This is a genomic window from Limnobacter alexandrii (genome assembly GCF_005871185.1).
GTDB classification, from domain to species: Bacteria; Pseudomonadota; Gammaproteobacteria; order Burkholderiales; family Burkholderiaceae_B; genus Limnobacter; species Limnobacter alexandrii.
Genome location: NZ_SWKN01000006.1, coordinates 474,511 through 491,412 on the forward strand (window position 1 = coordinate 474,511; position 16,902 = coordinate 491,412).

12 protein-coding genes and 1 tRNA gene are annotated in these 16,902 nt (G+C 55.7%); 5 read left to right on the forward strand and 8 right to left on the reverse strand.

What is annotated here, in order from left to right:
• Window positions 1-87 precede the first annotated feature (87 nt).
• Both FCS97_RS02535 and FCS97_RS02540 read right to left on the reverse strand, forming a co-directional pair.
• Entirely contained in the window at window positions 88-2,046 is a 1,959-nt protein-coding gene (locus tag FCS97_RS02535) for an AAA family ATPase (RefSeq protein WP_008247186.1), read from the reverse strand.
• Window positions 2,047-2,572: 526 nt separating this feature from the next.
• Window positions 2,573-2,648 (reverse strand) — tRNA-Arg (locus FCS97_RS02540).
• A gap of 77 nt (window positions 2,649-2,725) precedes the next feature.
• Here FCS97_RS02540 and FCS97_RS02545 point away from each other — a divergent pair.
• A complete protein-coding gene (locus FCS97_RS02545; RefSeq protein ID WP_138516278.1) occupies window positions 2,726-5,890 on the forward strand; it encodes a DUF748 domain-containing protein in 3,165 nt (1,054 codons plus the stop codon).
• Window positions 5,891-5,901: 11 nt separating this feature from the next.
• On the opposite strand, the gene FCS97_RS02550 is transcribed toward FCS97_RS02545, so the two are convergent.
• Window positions 5,902-6,807 carry a LysR family transcriptional regulator gene (locus FCS97_RS02550; RefSeq protein WP_138516280.1) on the reverse strand — a complete coding sequence of 302 codons (906 nt, stop codon included), beginning with the start codon at window positions 6,805-6,807 and terminating at the stop codon, window positions 5,902-5,904.
• A 115-nt stretch (window positions 6,808-6,922) separates the two neighbouring features.
• Between FCS97_RS02550 and FCS97_RS02555 the strand changes: the two genes are divergently transcribed.
• From FCS97_RS02555 to FCS97_RS02565, 3 genes are all read left to right on the forward strand, one after another.
• Window positions 6,923-7,699, forward strand: a complete 777-nt coding sequence (locus tag FCS97_RS02555; protein ID WP_138516282.1) for a sulfite exporter TauE/SafE family protein — start codon at window positions 6,923-6,925, stop codon at window positions 7,697-7,699.
• Between the two features lie 49 nt (window positions 7,700-7,748).
• A complete protein-coding gene (locus tag FCS97_RS02560; protein WP_138516285.1) occupies window positions 7,749-10,616 on the forward strand; it encodes a hybrid sensor histidine kinase/response regulator in 2,868 nt (955 codons plus the stop codon).
• 125 nt (window positions 10,617-10,741) lie between these two features.
• Window positions 10,742-11,308: a hypothetical protein gene (locus tag FCS97_RS02565; protein ID WP_138516287.1), complete on the forward strand. Its 567-nt coding sequence runs from the start codon at window positions 10,742-10,744 to the stop codon at window positions 11,306-11,308.
• Between the two features lie 15 nt (window positions 11,309-11,323).
• Here the strand turns inward: FCS97_RS02565 and FCS97_RS02570 are convergent, their stop codons facing one another.
• The 5 genes from FCS97_RS02570 to FCS97_RS02590 all read right to left on the reverse strand — a co-directional run bounded on the left by FCS97_RS02570 (window position 11,324) and on the right by FCS97_RS02590 (window position 16,321).
• Entirely contained in the window at window positions 11,324-12,607 is a 1,284-nt protein-coding gene (locus FCS97_RS02570) for an esterase/lipase family protein (protein ID WP_171035137.1), read from the reverse strand.
• A gap of 89 nt (window positions 12,608-12,696) precedes the next feature.
• A complete protein-coding gene (locus FCS97_RS02575; RefSeq protein WP_138516291.1) occupies window positions 12,697-13,683 on the reverse strand; it encodes an amino acid ABC transporter permease in 987 nt (328 codons plus the stop codon).
• Window positions 13,680-14,507, reverse strand: a complete 828-nt coding sequence (locus FCS97_RS02580; RefSeq protein ID WP_138516293.1) for an ABC transporter permease subunit — start codon at window positions 14,505-14,507, stop codon at window positions 13,680-13,682. Before FCS97_RS02580 ends, FCS97_RS02575 begins: the two co-directional genes overlap by 4 nt.
• 12 nt (window positions 14,508-14,519) lie before the next feature.
• Complete coding sequence (locus FCS97_RS02585) at window positions 14,520-15,539, reverse strand: amino acid ABC transporter substrate-binding protein (RefSeq protein ID WP_138516295.1); 1,020 nt, start codon at window positions 15,537-15,539, stop codon at window positions 14,520-14,522.
• Window positions 15,536-16,321, reverse strand: a complete 786-nt coding sequence (locus tag FCS97_RS02590; RefSeq protein ID WP_138516297.1) for a YdcF family protein — start codon at window positions 16,319-16,321, stop codon at window positions 15,536-15,538. The genes FCS97_RS02585 and FCS97_RS02590 overlap by 4 nt, the downstream gene beginning before the upstream one ends.
• A 101-nt stretch (window positions 16,322-16,422) precedes the next feature.
• Between FCS97_RS02590 and FCS97_RS02595 the strand changes: the two genes are divergently transcribed.
• Complete coding sequence (locus tag FCS97_RS02595; protein ID WP_138516299.1) at window positions 16,423-16,896, forward strand: acyl-CoA thioesterase; 474 nt, start codon at window positions 16,423-16,425, stop codon at window positions 16,894-16,896.
• Window positions 16,897-16,902: the final 6 nt, after the last annotated feature.

Here is a 16,902-nt window from a genome sequence, read left to right on the forward strand (position 1 = left end):
TCACCAACGAGGTCTAACGCCCAGCATCAGCGGCGGCGCGAAGCGCCGTCCGCTGCATGCTGTTGTTAGGCGACCAAGGGGAGACTGTCACAGCACCTCACCGATTTTGGAGAACAGGCGCTCGAAGCGTGCCAGTTCATCGGGCTTAAGTGTCGCAGCCGTCAGCGCCGGCAGTACCGCCTGCGCGACGCGGTAGTGGTTGAAGCCGCCATCCTTCAGCAGCGTGATGTTCTTTGCCTTGAGCCAGTGGTTGATGCGCTCGATCATGCGCGGCTGCGCGCCAAGATCGGCCGCGGTCAGCGTCACGCCGTTCAACTCCTTGCCGTAGGCTTGGTTGAACGCTTCGATATAGGCGTCGGTGGGCAACAGGTCTTCGATGTCGGCTTCGGCCGGAGCCGGGTCGATGAACATGGAGAAGTCGAGGACGCGCTTGCGCTCGATCAGTTTCTGCCGCACCAGGTCTTCCAGCTTCTGGTTAGGGCTGGCGGCGCGGTCATGCAACACCACGAGCTTCAGCTTGTTCGACCCGAGCAGCGCGACGAAGGTAGCCAACTTGTCCAGACCGCCGACCGGCACCAGAATCGCGTCCCCCACCCCCTGCTTGTCGCTGGCTTCCAGCAACGCGCCCATATGCTGCAGCAGAATCAGGTCCGCCGGCCCTTCGATCAGGACGTTTTTCTTGGCGATGAAGAGGTTCTGCGCGATGGAGTAGCCGAGCGCGGCCTGCAGCGGGAACACGCTTTCGTCCGATGAGCCGGCCAAGTCACCGGTGATCTTGGTGCCTTCCTTGACGCGGTCTTCGACGACTCGCACTTCGTCCAGGCACGCGCTGTCCACCATGAAAGGCGAGTGTGTCGTGTAGATGATCTGATGCTGCGTCGACAGCTCGCGAATGTAGGCCAGGAAGTCGGCCTGCGCCAGCGCGTGCAGGTTCAGGCCCGGCTCGTCGAGCAGAAGAACGAGCGCGTCCTGCGTCGCGGCGCGCGACTGCACGGCGTCGAACCAGACCAAGAAGCTGAAGAACCAGATGAAGCCCTTGCTGCGCTGGTCAAACGGCACCGTGACGCCGTGGCGGCGGTTCTTAATGCGGATATAGAGGTTGACACCGCTGTTGTAGGGCGCAACGTCCTTGCTATCGGTCTTGAGATCGAACTCTACGTCCAAGTCCTGGTTCTGCTTCCAGAACTCGAAGACCTTCTGGGTGATGTTCAGGCCGATGGCTTCTAGCTTCGCTTTCGCGGTTTCGTAGCCCTCGTCGCTCATCAACTCCTGCAGAGTCGTTCCGGCGAGCTGCAGAAGCCCCTGCGCGGTTTCGTCGGCGTCAGTCAATTGCTTCGCGGCTTCGCGCTGCTGCAGCGCAGGCAGATTGATCTTGCCTTCGAGCAGCTTGTAGTCGTCGAAGTAGAGGAACTTTGGCAGTGCCGGCAACAGGTAGGTCTGCCAGATATGGCCGTCAACCAGTCCCCAGCCGTTCGCCTTGATCGCCCGTGCACGCCACTGTGCAGCGAACTTCGCCAGGCGGTTGTCCGTTGGCAGGTTCAGGCCTTCGATTTTGGCAAGCACGTCGGCGAGCGACGTGGCCCCGGCAAAGACTTCGTCCTGGTGCTCCAGATCGCTTAGCGGCTTCTGCTGCGCGACCAAGGCCGCTTTCTGGTCGATATGGAAGCCGATGGTATTCGTGTTGGCGATGGTCGTATCGCGTATGAAGGTACTGCCGGCGGCGACGATCTGCGCACCCCCGAAGACTTCCTTGTTGATCGTGTCGGCCAGCTCCTTCTCGATGCGAAAAGTCAACTGCACGACCTTCTGATAGTTTTTCGCCTCGTGCTGAGGTCGGTAGCGCACCAGGTCCTTGCGCGGGTAATCGGCGACGTAGTCGTATCCGGCGGCGCCGAGCGGCAGCGCTTTATACAGCGCTTCGAGGAAGGCCGTCTTGCCGGACTCGTTCTTGCCAACCAGCACCGTCACGTCATCGGCAAGCGCCACGGGCGTTGAATCCTCAATGGACTTGTATTTCCAGACCTGCGCCTTGACGAGTGTTAGCACTATGCCCTCCGATTTCTCATGATTCCATCAACTGCGAGCGGGCTAGGATTGGTCGCCTAACTTGATTTATCGAATAACAAAGGCGATATCCATTTATCCGCACATAGCAAAAGATTTCTTTAAATTAACTATTTCAAATATTTACAAAGCATCGCATGAACAGGATGAAAAATAAACCTAGGTTATTCGCCGCAAAATGTTGAACCTGGAACTCGATTTCGAAGGTCAGATCTATCATCGACAACTGCTAAGGTTCCGAAGTCTGCTTTTGCAAATAACTCAGACGTCCCAGCCATCAGTCCTAATGGCTTCTTCGGCCGAATTGCGGTTACTCAATCAAAACAAGCGAATAATTTGGGCACAAGTGTGCCCTATTTCAAACCGATACTCTTGTGCCCATCGTGCCCAAAATTTTTGGGCACAGAATGGGCACAAACATGCTGAGAAAAACAAGCAGATTTTGGATAGAGAAGACTAGTTTTTGACGGAAACACCCAAACGGCGGGCTTTCGGAGGAAAACGAAAATGGCGCGGCTGGCGGGGATCGAACCCACGACCCTTGGCTTCGGAGGCCAATACTCTATCCACTGAGCTACAGCCGCGCGAGAAGGCGTTAGTGTACACCAGCGCCGGTATCTAGGATACTGAGGGCAACTATCCACCGTATTGCACTTATAAAATGAAATTTGCCCCCATTCTTCGCTCCAAATCGGTGCTGATTCCGCTCTTTGTCATTGTTTTCTTCTACCTGTTTGCTTGGGCTGGCCTGCCACGCCTGGTGCACTGGCAAGCTGAAAAACAGGTGCTTGAGCGTTCGGGCCATGTGTTGAACATGGATCTGCCCGAGATCAACCCCTTCAAGCTGACTGTGCGCATCCCGAAGCTGAACCTGGCCACGCCAGAGGGCGAGCAACTGGTGTCGTTCGAGCATTTGTTTGTCGATGTATCGGGCACCGACCTGTTCACCGGGCTGATTGCGATGGATCAAATCGACCTGAAAAACCTGAACCTGAATGTGGCCCTGCTGCCTGAGGGCAAGAACAACTTCACCGCCCTGCTGGATGCCTTTAAAACCGACGAGCCCGAAGAGGAAGAGAACACCGAGCCACCTGCCTTTTTGCTTAGCCACCTGCTGATTTCCGATGCCGCGGTAAATTTTGAGGACCGCCGCAAACCCGACGGTTTGAAAACCACATTTGCCCCGCTGAACCTGGAGTTACGCGACCTGGCCACCCGTTCAGAAAACGATGGCGACTTTGTTCTGAATGCAGTCACCGGTCTGGATGCGGAGTTGAAACTGCGCGCGCAAATTCAGTTGGCTGACCCTTCAGCGGTGGGCGAGTTTTCACTCACCGGCTTGAACATTGCGAAGCTGGAACCGTTGCTGGCCCCCTTGCTGCCCACAGCTCCACCGGCTGGCAGCGCCGACCTGGCTTTGGATTTTGATGTAAACCTGAAAGACGCCAGCGAGGAAATTCCGCCTAAGGTGTTCATCAACAACATCAATGCTGAAGTGCGCGAATTCAATATTGCAGCCAAACCGCAAGGTGCCAGTGCTGCGGCTCAATTCAACAAGTTGAACATCAACAACGCAAGCTTTAATTTGCAAACCAACAAGGCCGAGTTGGCAGGCATTGTGCTGGCGGGCTTGCAACTGAACCACAGCAACAAGGCCAAAGCAATTGGGCTCGACGCCATTGAGGTGGGGCCAATCGCGGTCGACCTGACCGAGCAACATGCCGAGGTGAACGCAGCAACGCTGAAAGGCGGGCAAGTGAATGTAAAGCGCAATGCCAAGGGCGAACTTGATTTGATGGCCGCGATTAACGACTGGATTCCCCCAGCCAAACCAGCGGAAAAACAAGCTGAGGCCGAAGGCGCGACTGCCGAGGAATCCAAGCCTTGGACGTATGCCGTCAACACCATCGACCTTTCTGGCATTCAAGCGAACATTCAAGACCAAACTGTGAGCCCTGCGCTGAACATTGGTCTGAACAATATTGCAGTATCAACAAGCGGTGTCACTCAAGACCTTTCAAAAAACCTGCCCTTGAAGGCCAGCCTGAATGTGGCCAGTGGCGGCAGCATTGCAGTGAATGGCACCATCAACCCCAGCACCACCGCCACACAAATGAATGTGGAAGTGAATGCACTGGCGCTGAAGCCCGCACAGCCTTTCATCGCCCAGTTTGCCAAATTGAACCTGGTGAGCGGCGCCATTTACACCAAGGGCAAAGCCACCTACAACGCCAAAGAACAAGGCTATGCGGGCAGCTTGACGATTGGCAGCCTGCGGCTGAATGAAGCGGGCACCAACAACTCGTTTTTCGAATTCAAAAAGCTGTTCACGCCTGGCCTGCGTGTGAATGCTCAAGGCCTGAACATTCAACGCTTAACGCTTGAAGGCCTGGATACGGCACTGTTAATTGCGAAAGACAAATCGACCAACATCAGCCGCATTTTGGTGAACAAGGAAGAACCGAAAACCGCGACCGCACAAACACCTGAACCAGCGAAAGGCGCCGACAACTCGCCCCCCGCATTCGCAGTCAACATTGACCGCTTCAACATCGTCAACAGTGAAATGGACTTTGCAGATGAATCGCTGTTCATTCCGTTTGGCACACGCATTCACAGCCTGGAAGGTGTGGTGAATGGTTTGTCCAACAAGCCGGGCACGCGCGGCGAGCTGGCCCTGAAAGGCGCGGTTGACGAATTCGGCGAGGCCGATGCGCAAGGCACCATCAACCTGCTCGACCCCACCAATTACATGGACGTTGCCGTGAAATTCAGCAATGTGGAAATGCGCAATTTAACGCCCTATTCAGGCACGTTTGCCAACCGCAAAATTGAGTCGGGCAAGTTGTCGCTGAACCTGGTGTACAACATTGAAAACCAACAGTTGAACAGCAGCAACCAGGTGATCGTCGACAAACTGAAACTGGGTGAGCGTGTGCAGAGCCCACAGGGCCGAGACCTGCCGCTTGAACTGGCCATTGCCATTCTGGAAGACAGCAACGGTCGCATCGATTTGGGCCTGCCCATTACTGGCGACTTGAACGACCCACAGTTTAGCTATGGTGCCATTGTGTGGAAGGCCATTGGCAATGTGCTGACCAAAATAGTAACTGCCCCTTTCCGCGCACTGGGTGCCTTGTTTGGTGGTGGCGATGCCGATGAGCTGGGCAAGATTGAGTTCACTGCTGGCGCCAACACGCTAAGCCCTTCACAACGCGAAGGCCTGAAGAAGTTGGGTGAAGCATTAACCACCCGCCCAAACCTTGCGCTGACCGTACAAGGCACATGGGCACCCGCCGACAAAACTGCCATTCAAAACTTGCAAATGCGCCGTGCCGTGGCGGTTCAAGCTGGCGAGAAACTGGAAGCCAACGAGAACCCTGGCCCCTTGGCCTTGAACAACGACGCCACTCAAAAAGCACTGGAAGCGTTGTTCGAAAAACGCTTCAGTGGCGGTGAATTGGCCTCGCTAAAAACAGGCTTCAGAAAGGCCAACCCGGGCCAACTGGAACAGGGCGTGGCAGGCAAGGCGCTGGGCCAAATTACCAACCTGTTTAAAGACACACGCGAGTTGAGCGATTCAGAAGTGAATGCCCTGAAAGGCAAAAACTTTTATGCCGTGCTGGCGCAAAAGCTGCAAAATTCTGAAGAAGTCAGCGCTGCGCAATTGCAAGCCTTGGCCACACAGCGCCAGCAAGTGGTCAGCACGGGGCTGACCACAGCGGGTGTTCCCGCCGAGCGCGTAAAAACCGACGCCCCCAAAGAAACCGAGGCGAGTGATGAAAAAACCGTGCCGATGGAATTGGGTGTGGCTGTTAACAAGTAAACCATCAATGGCTAAACAATAAACCCTGCCTTGCTGGCCAACACCTCGCGGGTTACCCGAATGAATTCGCGGGTTTTGGCGGGCATGGGGTTGGCATAGGGGCACACGGCGAAAATGTCGGCCGGTGCACCCGCCCAGTCGGGCAACACACGCACCAGCGCACCGGTTTTTAGTTCTTGCTGAATATCCCATTCAGAGCGCAGCAACACGCCCTTGCCCTGCAAGGCCCATTGCACGGACACATCACCGTCGTTCGAGCTGACCGGCCCGTGCACCTTCACGCTGGTTTCCTGTTTGCCATTGCGCAGTTGCCAGTTGTTGAAGGTGTGGTTCTCTTGCCGAATTACCAGGCAATCATGGCGGGTTAAATCGGCGGGTGTATTCAACTGCCCTGCCAGGGCCAGATACGAAGGCGCGGCACACAACACACGGCGGTTGCTGGCCAGTTTTTGGGCAATCAACCGTTGGTCTGGTGGCTCGCCAAATCGCACCGACAAATCAAAACCGCCCTCAATCAAATCAATCGGGTGGTCGGTCAGTTCCAGTATCACTTCCACGGCCGGAAACTCGGCATGGTAAGCCGACACCACATTGGCCACATGTTTGCGACCAAAACCCAAACTGGCATTCACCCGCAGCAGGCCACGCGGGGTATCTTGCCCGGCACGCAAGGTGGCTTCCAACACATCAATTTGGCGAAGAATATTGGCACCCTCGGCCAGGTAACGCTCGCCCTCTGCACTTAAACCTATGCGCCGGGTGCTGCGGTGAAGCAAACGCACACCCAGCCTTTTTTCCAGTGCAGCCAAGCGGCGGCTAACGGCAGGCGGTGTTACATCAAACGCCATGGCGGCGCTGGCCAAGCTTTCATGGCGCACCAGTTCAGTGAAAAAGGCAAGGTCGGACAGTTGCTTCAAGAAAACCTCACATTGATTCGTGCGTATTTGTTAATAATATTTTAAATATTGAATCATTGTAGATATTTTTATAACGAATAAACTGAGCGCTTCCACATTTACGGCACACCACCCCATGTCTTGGCTCGCTCTTCCTGATTTGCTCCTTGTTTTGTCGTTGGGCGCGGCTTTGGGTTTCTTCGGTGGGCTGTTTGGTATTGGGGGCGGCATTATCGCCGTCCCGCTTTTTATTATCGGGTTTGGCATGGACCAGGCCTTGGCCCAAGGCACTGCACTGGTGTTGATGGTGCCCAATTTGCTGATTGGCTGGTGGCGCTACAACCAACACCACAAGCTGCCCTGGCTGGCCGTGGCGGCGATTGGTATCACTGCCACCGTGACCACCTGGCTAACTGCCAAGCTGGCCGTGCAACTTGATCAAGATGTACTGCACTGGATATTCAACCTGTTCATTCTGGCCGTGGGCCTGCGCATGCTGTTGCTGCGCAAGAACCCCAGTGCCACTGCAAACAACAGCGATCAACCCCGCACGGCCACCATGCCCTTGGTTGGCGTACTGGGTGGCACCAGCATGGGTTTGCTGGGCATGGGCGGCGGCCTGGTGGCCACACCCATGTTAACCACGGTGTTCAAGCACACCCAAACCACGGCCCAGGCTTTGTCGCTGGCGCTGGTGGCCCCAAGTTCAGTCATGGCATTGACCACGTATGCCAACGCGCATCGCGTGAACTGGGAATTGGGTTTACCCCTCGCTTTCGGCGGCTTGTTTACCGTGTCTGCCGGGGTGGCCATTGCCCACTACCTGCCTGAAAAAGCCCTGCGCCGAAGCTTTGCGGCGGTCATGATCATTGCTGCTTTCTGGCTGATTTTGCAATCACTACACACGCACTAAGCTTTTCCGGTAAGAATAGGGGCTTGTCCACACTTGCCCTTGTTGCTTGATGAAGCTGGCGACCCTGTTTCGATTCGTGTTGTTTGCCACTTTGCTTGGCTTGGCCTCCAATGTGTGGATGGGCGAGCGTGCCGACCAGTTGCAAACCTCGCAAACAGCACTACTCACTGCCCGCCTGAATGCCATCAATGAATTGCGCCTGCTGCAATCGGAATTCGATGCACTGCAAACTTTGGTGGCCGCCTTTGTGGTCAGTAAAAACAGCCAGCACCTGGTGAACTACTACGAACTGCTGGATGCACACGCCGGTGCGCGCAAGTACGCCCAACCTGTCGACAATGTATACTGGAGCAAGCTGATTGCCGGTAACACTCAAGCTGTTCCGCTGATGCCGGCTGAGGGCGAAACCCTGGAAAGCCGCCTGCTTGCCCCACAAAACGTAGCCCCCAACTTGAGCGGAGAGCTTAAGGCCTCAGTGGACAATATTCTGGCCTTAAGCCGCAAGCTGCGCGAACGTGAGCAAATTGTGTTTGCCCTCACCCAAGGCCTGTACAACCCGGAGGCCGGCAAGTATGTCTCAGAGGCGCCGGTGCGCGACGACCTGGCCATTCAAATGTTGTTCTCGGAAGAATACCTGGGCATGAGCAATGCCATTCGCGCTGAAATTCAGGGCCGAATTCGTGCAGTCGAGCTTGGCTTTCAAACCGTAATCGCCGAGCAGGCAGACAACATCAAAGCCACTGCCAATTTCGACCTGTACCTGGGCTTGCTGGTAACGCTGATGGCCCTGCTTGGCCTGGCGGTGCTTCAACGATTTGTGGTGGCCCCCTTGCGCGACCTGAACAAGGTGAGCAAACAAATTGCGCAAGGCAATTACAACGTCACCTTGCCTGAACCACGCTTTGTGACCGAGATGAGCAACCTGGTCAAGGGCTTTGCCCTGATGATTGGCTCATTCAAACGCGAACTGGAACAAGGGGAAGCGGCGCGGTCTGCCGAGTTGATTGCGCTGGAGGCAAAAATGGGGCGAGAACGCGCCGAAGCGCAAGTGGAAGCGCGCGGCATGTTGTTGGCCAATATGAGCCATGAGATCAGAACGCCCATGAATGCCATTTTGGGCATGACCGCGCTCACCTTGAAATCCGATTTGCCCGAGCAAGAGCGCAACTACCTGTTGAAAGTGCAAGACGCGGCGAGATCGCTGCTGGGTTTGCTCAACGACATTCTGGATTACTCCAAGGCCGAAGCGGGCATGGTGGAATTCGAGCACATTCCGTTTACGCTGGATGAAGTACTGGCCAATTCATTTCTTGCCGTGCAAAGCCAGGCTGCCAGCCGCAAACTGATGTTGCTGAACGAGATTTCACCCGGTTATTCCAATCAGCTGGGCCAGCGCCTGGTGGGCGACCCTTCCCGCTTGCGGCAGGTGCTCAGCAACCTGCTGAGCAATGCTGTGAAGTTCACGGAAAGTGGTTCAGTGCGGGTGTATTCGAAACTGCAAACCCGCTCGGACAGCGGGCTTGATTTGCGCATCGAAGTGCACGACACAGGCCAGGGCTTGAGCAAATCGCAGGTAGACCGTATTTTCGAGAAATTTGCACAAGGTGATTCAAGCGTAAGCCGTGTGTATGGCGGCACGGGCTTGGGCTTGAGTATTGCCCGCGAGTTGGTGATTCGCATGGGTGGCGAAATTTCAGTGGAAAGCACGCCGGGTGTGGGCAGTTGTTTCTGGTTCTCGGTGCCGGTGGTGTATGACAGCGATATATTGATTGAACCCTTGCCACTGGGCTACCAAAGCGGTGTGCTGTTGCACCAGCCTGGGCCTGTGGCCGATTGCGTCATGTCGGTGCTGCATGCCACTGGCATGGAAGCCACCCTGGTAAGCACCCTGGGTCAGTGCATGCGGCATTTGGATGAGAACAGCTGCGACTGGGTGTTGCTGCAATCCGATTTGCTGGACCCTGGCGAGCCGCTGCCCGCCGAACTCCTAGAGCACCTGAGCAACCCGGCTTTGCGCGTGGTGGCCATAGACCGAGACCTGCTGTCAGCCGACAGCACTCTGCTTCAACTGCTTCCCATTGAACTGAGCAAACAATTACTGCACCTGGCCCACCCGGTGTTGATGCAAGACATTTGCGCGGCACCTCGGCCGGAGTTTCAGCCAGTCGAACAGTCAAACAAAGTGCGCGAGTACCCGGACACCTTGCAAGGCAAGCGGGCTTTGGTGCTTGAAGACCACCCAGTGAACCAGGAACTGGTGTGCTCCTACCTAACGGCAGCAGGCATGCAAGTGACCATGTGCGCGCACGGCCAGGAGGCAGTTGAATTGCTGGACCCAGACGATGCGCCCGACTTTGACGTGATCATCACCGATCTTGAAATGCCGGTGATGGATGGCTATGAGTTTACAGAATGGCTGCGCGACCAAACCCGCTGGATGGACACCCCTCTCGTAGGGCTGACCGGGCATGCCTTCTCGGAAATACGCAACCGCTGTCTGGATTTGGGCATGGACGACTTCATTGCCAAGCCTGTGGAGGCACGCGAACTGTATGCCACCTTGGCCGAGCTGCTGCGCACCGAAGTGGCATTGCCCAGGCACGCTGCACAGCAGGCAACACCCAGACCACCTGCCTTGCCCAATTTGTTCATGGAGCACTGTGCCGACCTGCCCGCCAAGTTGCGTGGGCACTTAGACCAGCTGGACGAAGCCGCCTTCGTGCGTGAAATACATTCCATGGTGAGCCTTCTGGCCCTGCTGGGCGAAAAAGCCTTGCACCAAATATTCCGCGAATTTGAACAAGGCTTGAACAATCAAACCGTCGAAGCCAGAGAAGTGCTGGATCAAATTCGCACCGTGTGGCCTGCCTTGGTGAAGAAATATTCGGAGTTGGCTGAGAAAGCCACCCCCGCCTAGGGGAAACCTATCCCCACAAATGGTGAACCTCCCCGTAAACGGTGAACCCTCACCTATGCGATGCCACACCAGTAATTTGCCGACGACAATACATAAACGATGAACGGCAAGGCACTGGATTCAGCATGACCATTCGAGCACCCTACCAAGTGCTGCACAGCAGCCCTTACAAAAAGTACTCCTTCGAGCGCGAGGTGTTTTTTGAAACGCTGGGTGCCTGCTGGGCATTGAGTTCCCGCAACGTCAGCGGCCTGTTCGCCATGCAGTTGCAAATTGACTTAAGCCGTGTGCAGTTGTTGTACGGCGTACCCAGTTCGCATTTGCCCGAACCACTGCTGTTTCAATTCTTGAATGTGTTTCAAACCCGGCCACGCAATGGCGCGCATGCACAACACATGCATGCTGAGCACAATGCGCTGGAATTGATTGAAGACATGAATGAAGCGGACTTCCTGAACTTCACCACTGGCTTTCAAGACGCGGTGAATCAAATTCTTGAACCGCTGGATTGCTGGACCAAAGAATGTCAGCAAGCCCACCTCGCCCTGAAATACTATGGCCTGAACCTGGTGGAGACGGGCATGCGTGAATCGAAATTCAAGCGCACCTACGCTGACCTGTTGGTGAACTACCTGCTGACCACACAGCGCGTGTTCTTGCAGGAAAGCAAAACCTCCACTTACAACCTTTAATCGCGCCGCCAGGTTTCACCCTAAGCGCGGGCGCAGGTGCTGGCGCAACACCATTTTCAATTCAAGAAAGACATCGGGATCGTTCAGCAAAGTCATGTGGTGCTTTTGCGCAAAGGTGACCCGTTGTGCTTTGCCACTGTCGTCGGCCAATGCAGAATCGGGAGTCACCAAACCATCGCCCACGGTGGTGTTCAACCACGATGAGGTGTGGTCGCCAATCGTAGAGCCGATGAGGTGAAACATCACTTCTTGCCCGTCGCGGGTTTGCAGGGCACCAAGGCCATGATCCAGATCACGAATGCCGCGTGAACGCACGCCCAACACCCGCCCAATGGGTTTGGACAATTCAAATTTGCCAAACAATTGCTCGCCTGCCGCAGCCAAACGGGCCAGCGGTGCGCCAGCATGTGGAGAACCCAAACACACCACATCGCGAATGGCGCGCTTCAAAATAATGTCGTCATCAGTCAGCGCTTCAACCACCGCACGACTGACCAAACCTCCCATGCTGTGGCCCACCAGGGTAATGCCTTCAACAGCCACGGGCCAGTTGCGCACCAGCTTGTTCAACATGCGCTTGAACTGACGGGCATTGGAATCAATGTTGCGGCCGGTGTTGTAACGCAGGTAAAGCGAAGTGACCGGGAAATCGTCTTGCAGCTTCTCGCCATAAGGGCGTGTGGCGGGCTCGCTGGGGTTGTAATACATCTGCCAGCTGTCTTCGTTGCAGCACAGGCCATGCACAAAAATAACGAGATGGTTTTGTGCATCGGGAAACTGCGCCATCAGTGCGGCCTGGTCTGCTTCCAAAGCCTGACCGTTGGCATACAGATTCATGTGCACTTGCATGGGGTTGCGTGTGGCCACCAAATGGTCACCAAACACACCATTGATTGCACTTGAAATGGCAGAGATCCGTTTGTCGGTTTTTGCATTCGGTACGCTGGGCACGGGTAGGTGGTCCACATCGTCCATCAACTCGCCACCCATGGCCTGGTCGATAATTTGTGGCGAGGCCAAACTTTGGTTGGCTTGCCGCACTACCCAGGCCGCACCGGAAAACACGCCTTTACCGGCCTCGCGCACAGCGCCATACACCAGGTCGGTAATTTCATTGTGAACCGATTCAACAGGTTTGCTGGCATTGAGCGTGGCTGTACCCACAGCCTTGAATGGCATGTCGCTGATGGCCCTGTGAAATTCATGCACGCGGGTGGTGGCTTGCGCAATGGTGTCACCCACAAACATCAAGGTGCCTTCCAGTTTTTCGCCAGTGCTGGGTGTTTCTTTTTTGCTCATGCGTTGTCTCCGGACTATTAGTGAACAAATGTACACTGAATGCATTTTTCGCGCTAGAAATTCAACTCTAACGGTGACAGCCCTGTGTTCTATTTGACCGTTTTCGACAAGCCAAAGCAATAGGCCCAGTACACCAGCCCAATGAACAAATACCCTTCCAGGTAAAAACTGCGCCACTGTACATCGCCAGCCAATGCAAGGCTGAGCGAACCAGTCAATTCAAACAAAGCCACGATGGTGACCAGTGAACATTCCTTGAACAAGGTGACAAAACTGTTGGTCAGGCTGGGCAGGCATGCACGTATGGCCTGCGGCAACACCACATGTACATTGCGCTGAACCACATTCAAACCCAGCGCCTTGGCGGCTTGGCCTTGGCCCTGCGGCACCGCTTGCAATCCACCACGCAACACTTCTGCCAAATAAGCGGCGCTAAACAGGGCAATGGTCAGCAGCACGCGTGTAAACAAATCTAGCCCCTCGCCGGGCAGCCACAAGGGCAATACAAATGCAGCGAGAAACAGCACGGTGACCAGCGGCAAAGCGCGCAGCAACTCGATGTAGGCAATGCAAAACCGCCGCAAGGGTGCAAATGGCGATTGCCGCCCCAAGGCCAGCAACAGCGCCAGCGGAAATGCCAAGCCAAACCCCACAGTGCTTAAGATCAAGGTAAGTGGCAAGCCACCCCACAGGTTGGTGGGCACCGTGGGCATGGTGGCAAAACCACCATGAAGCAATGCGGCGCTTAAGGGCACTGCGATTGCCCACAAGGTGAACGCTGTGTTGGGCTTGAAAATTCGGGCGGCGGTTGCGAACAACAAGGCCGACCACACCACCAGCACCGTGGCTGCGCGCCATTGTTCTTCTACCGGGTAACGGCCAAACAAAATAAGGCGCCATTTTTCAGCCACCACGCCCCAGCAGGCACCCTGCCCCGCAGCTTGTTGGCAGGCTTGCAAATCAGGGCGAAACACCGCACTAAGCAGTGCCCAATCCAATAGCGCCCAGGCCAATGGGGCCAACAACACGGGCAAGGCCACCCACAGAAAACGATTAAGCAACACGGCGGGGTTCACAAGGCCCCCCGATTCACACGTGCGTTGAGCACATTCATCAAACCAGCAGCCACAGCGCTCAACAGGGCGTAAGTGATCAAGATAATCAGCACGCACTCCACAGCTTTGCCACTTTGATTAATTGCCGTGTTGGCCACGGACACCAATTCCGGATAGCCCACCGCCACACCCAGCGATGCATTTTTAAGCAAATTCAAATACTGGTTGGACAATGAAGGCACCACCACGCGCAAGGCCAAAGGCAACACCACGTAGCGGGTAGTTTGGGCGGTGTTCAGGCCCAAAGCCAAAGCACCTTGCCGCATGCCAGGCTTCACGGCTTGTACCCCCGCACGCACAACTTCAGCAACAAAGGCAGCGGTGTACACCACCAGTGCAAGCAGCACGGCCAGGTATTCCGGGCTGAGTACCCAGCCGCCTTCGATCGAAAAACGCCCGCGCACAGGTGCCTCGGAAAATGTGGGAAAAGCCAAACCGCTTTTGCTTAAGAACACCGAGTCGCCCCAAGACCAGGCCTGGCTGGCAATGGGCAAAAACTGGGTGATGGCAAAGTAAATGGCCAGCAGTTGAAGCAACAAGGGCACATTTCGAAACAGGTTGATATAGCCCCTGCACAAACCTTTCAATAGCGGGTGGTGGGCCAACTGCCCCAAGCCAATGAACAGGCCCAACAGGGTGCTTAGCACCAAGGCAGGCAAGCCCACCTTCAGTGTGTTGAGCAAACCCGCCAACAGTATTTGCCAGTAGGGCGAGCTGAAGGCCACTTGCAGCCAGCCTTCACTGAGGCCAAAACCGGCGGGGTCGGTCAGGAATTCAAAGTTCACCGGTGCACACCTTCAACGCAAAGGTGGGGCATACATCAGCCCGCCCTGAGTCCACAAGGCGTTCAAACCACGCTCCAGTTTCAAAGGCGATTGCCTGCCCAAATTGGCCTCGAACACCTCGCCGTAATTGCCCACTTGTTGAAGAATTTTTACCACCCAGTCGCGCGGCAAGCCCAGTGGCTTGCCCAGGTTTTCTGCACCGCCCAGCAAGCGCTGCACGGCCGGGTTTTTGCTGTTCAGCGCTTCGTCGATGTTGGCTTTTCCCACACCCAGTTCTTCGGCTTCGATCATCGCAAACACCACCCACTTCACGATGGCGAAAAACTCGTCATCCCCACGCTGCACGGCAGGGCCCAGTGGTTCTTTGGAAAACACTTCAGGCAGCACCACGTAATCATCGGGCTTGCCGCTCTGGCTGCTTTTCAAACCAATCAGTGCCGACACATCGGTTGAAAAAGCCTGGCAACGCCCACTGAAAAAAGCTTTGTAAGCCGCCTCGAAGTTGTCGTAAACAATGGCCTTGGCTGTGATGCCTTGCGTGCCCAGGTAAGTACTCAGGTTTTTCTCGTTGGTGGTGCCTGACTGCACACATATTTCAGCGCCCTTCAATTCTTTGGCGCTTTTCACGCCAAAGCGTTTGTGCATCAAAATGCCTTGCCCATCGTAATAGGTGATCGCGGCAAAGTGTGCATTCAAACCAGCATCACGGCTTAATGTCCAGGTGGTGTTGCGTGAAAGGATATCGATTTGCCCAGCCTGCAGCGCGGCAAAACGCTGTTGCGAACTAAGCGGCGTAAACTGCACTTTCTGAGCGTCGCCCAGCACGGCTGCGGCCACGGCACGGCACACAGCCACATCCAGCCCGCGCCACTGCCCGTCGCTGCCCAAGGCAGAAAAACCGGCCACACCACTGCTGACGCCGCAGCGCACGGCATCGCGCTTTTTGATTGATTCAAGCACCGGGCCTGCATGCGCTGCGTTTGCAAAACACAAAGCAATCAACACACCACAATACAATTTGAACACCTTCACTGGCTGCCCCCCGATTCATAGGCACCACTCACTTTCAACTGCAAACGGCCCAGGTGCTCTTTAATCGCAATGGTGCTTTCGTCCAGGGCCTGAGGTTTGGGTAGCCATTCCCAAAATGCGCGGTCTTCGTTCAACACACGGATGTCGGTGCGCACCGGGTACACGGTAAAGCCCGCTTTTTCAAACCACAACACCGAACGGCCCATGTGGAAGGCCGAGGTGACCAGCGCAATGCTGCGCTCGCCTTCACCCAATAATTCTCGGGTGCGAAGTGCATTCTCGAAAGTGGTGCGCGATTGGTCTTCGATCAACATGGCCTGGTCTGGCACGCCCATGTCGAGCATGAACATTTTCATGCCGGGGGCTTCGGCTTCCTTGCGCGGGTCGGCTGAAAATTGCCCGCCGCTGAGCACCAGGCGCGGGGCAATACCCTGCTTGTACAACCTTGCGCCTTGCCAAACCCGGTCGCCTGCGTCGTTCACATCTGGCAGTGCGCGCACACCAGCGTATGTGCCCTCCAGCCCACCACCCAACACCACAATGGCGTCCACTTGTTCAGCCAAAGGTCGGCTGGCCTCCATGACCAAGGCCTCGTCTTCCAAAGGACCCAGCAGGGCTTCACCCACCCAGGGCAGGCTGAACGCCAACAACTGCAACTGGGCCAAAACAACTACCCGCGCGCGCCAGGGGCTTGGCAGCACCATGCCGAACATGGACAAGGCAATCCACAACCCCAAAGGGCTTAGCAACCAGATGGCGTATTTGGTTAGCTCTGCAGCCAAGGCATTCTCCGCAAATAAACTCAAGGCCCATTGTAGACGTGTCACTACGCCTGCAAGCACGCTACACTGCGTTCTTCAACCACTCATGCGTGCCCGTTACCATGCCCTTTCCCAACCACCAGCTCAGCATGACGGTGCTGATGACTCCCGACATGGCCAACTTCAGCGGCAAAGTGCATGGGGGGCATATTCTGAAATTGCTCGATCAAGTGGCCTACGCCTGTGCAAGCCGCTATGCGGGCATGTATGTGGTCACCTTGTCGGTCGACCGGGTGCTGTTTCGCCAGCCCATTCGCGTGGGCGAATTGGTGACGTTTTTGGCCAGCGTGAATTACACCGGCAACACCTCAATGGAAGTGGGGATCAAGGTGGTTTCAGAAGACATTCACAAAGGCATTGCCACGCACACCAACAGCTGCTTTTTCACCATGGTGGCCATGAATGCCGATGGCTCACCTGGCAAAGTGCCGCCCCTGGAGCCCCGCACCGACGAGGAAAAGAAGCGGCATGCGAATGCAGCGTTGCGGAAAATTCTGCGCAAGGAACATGAAGAGCGAATGAACAATCTGAAGTAAACTAAT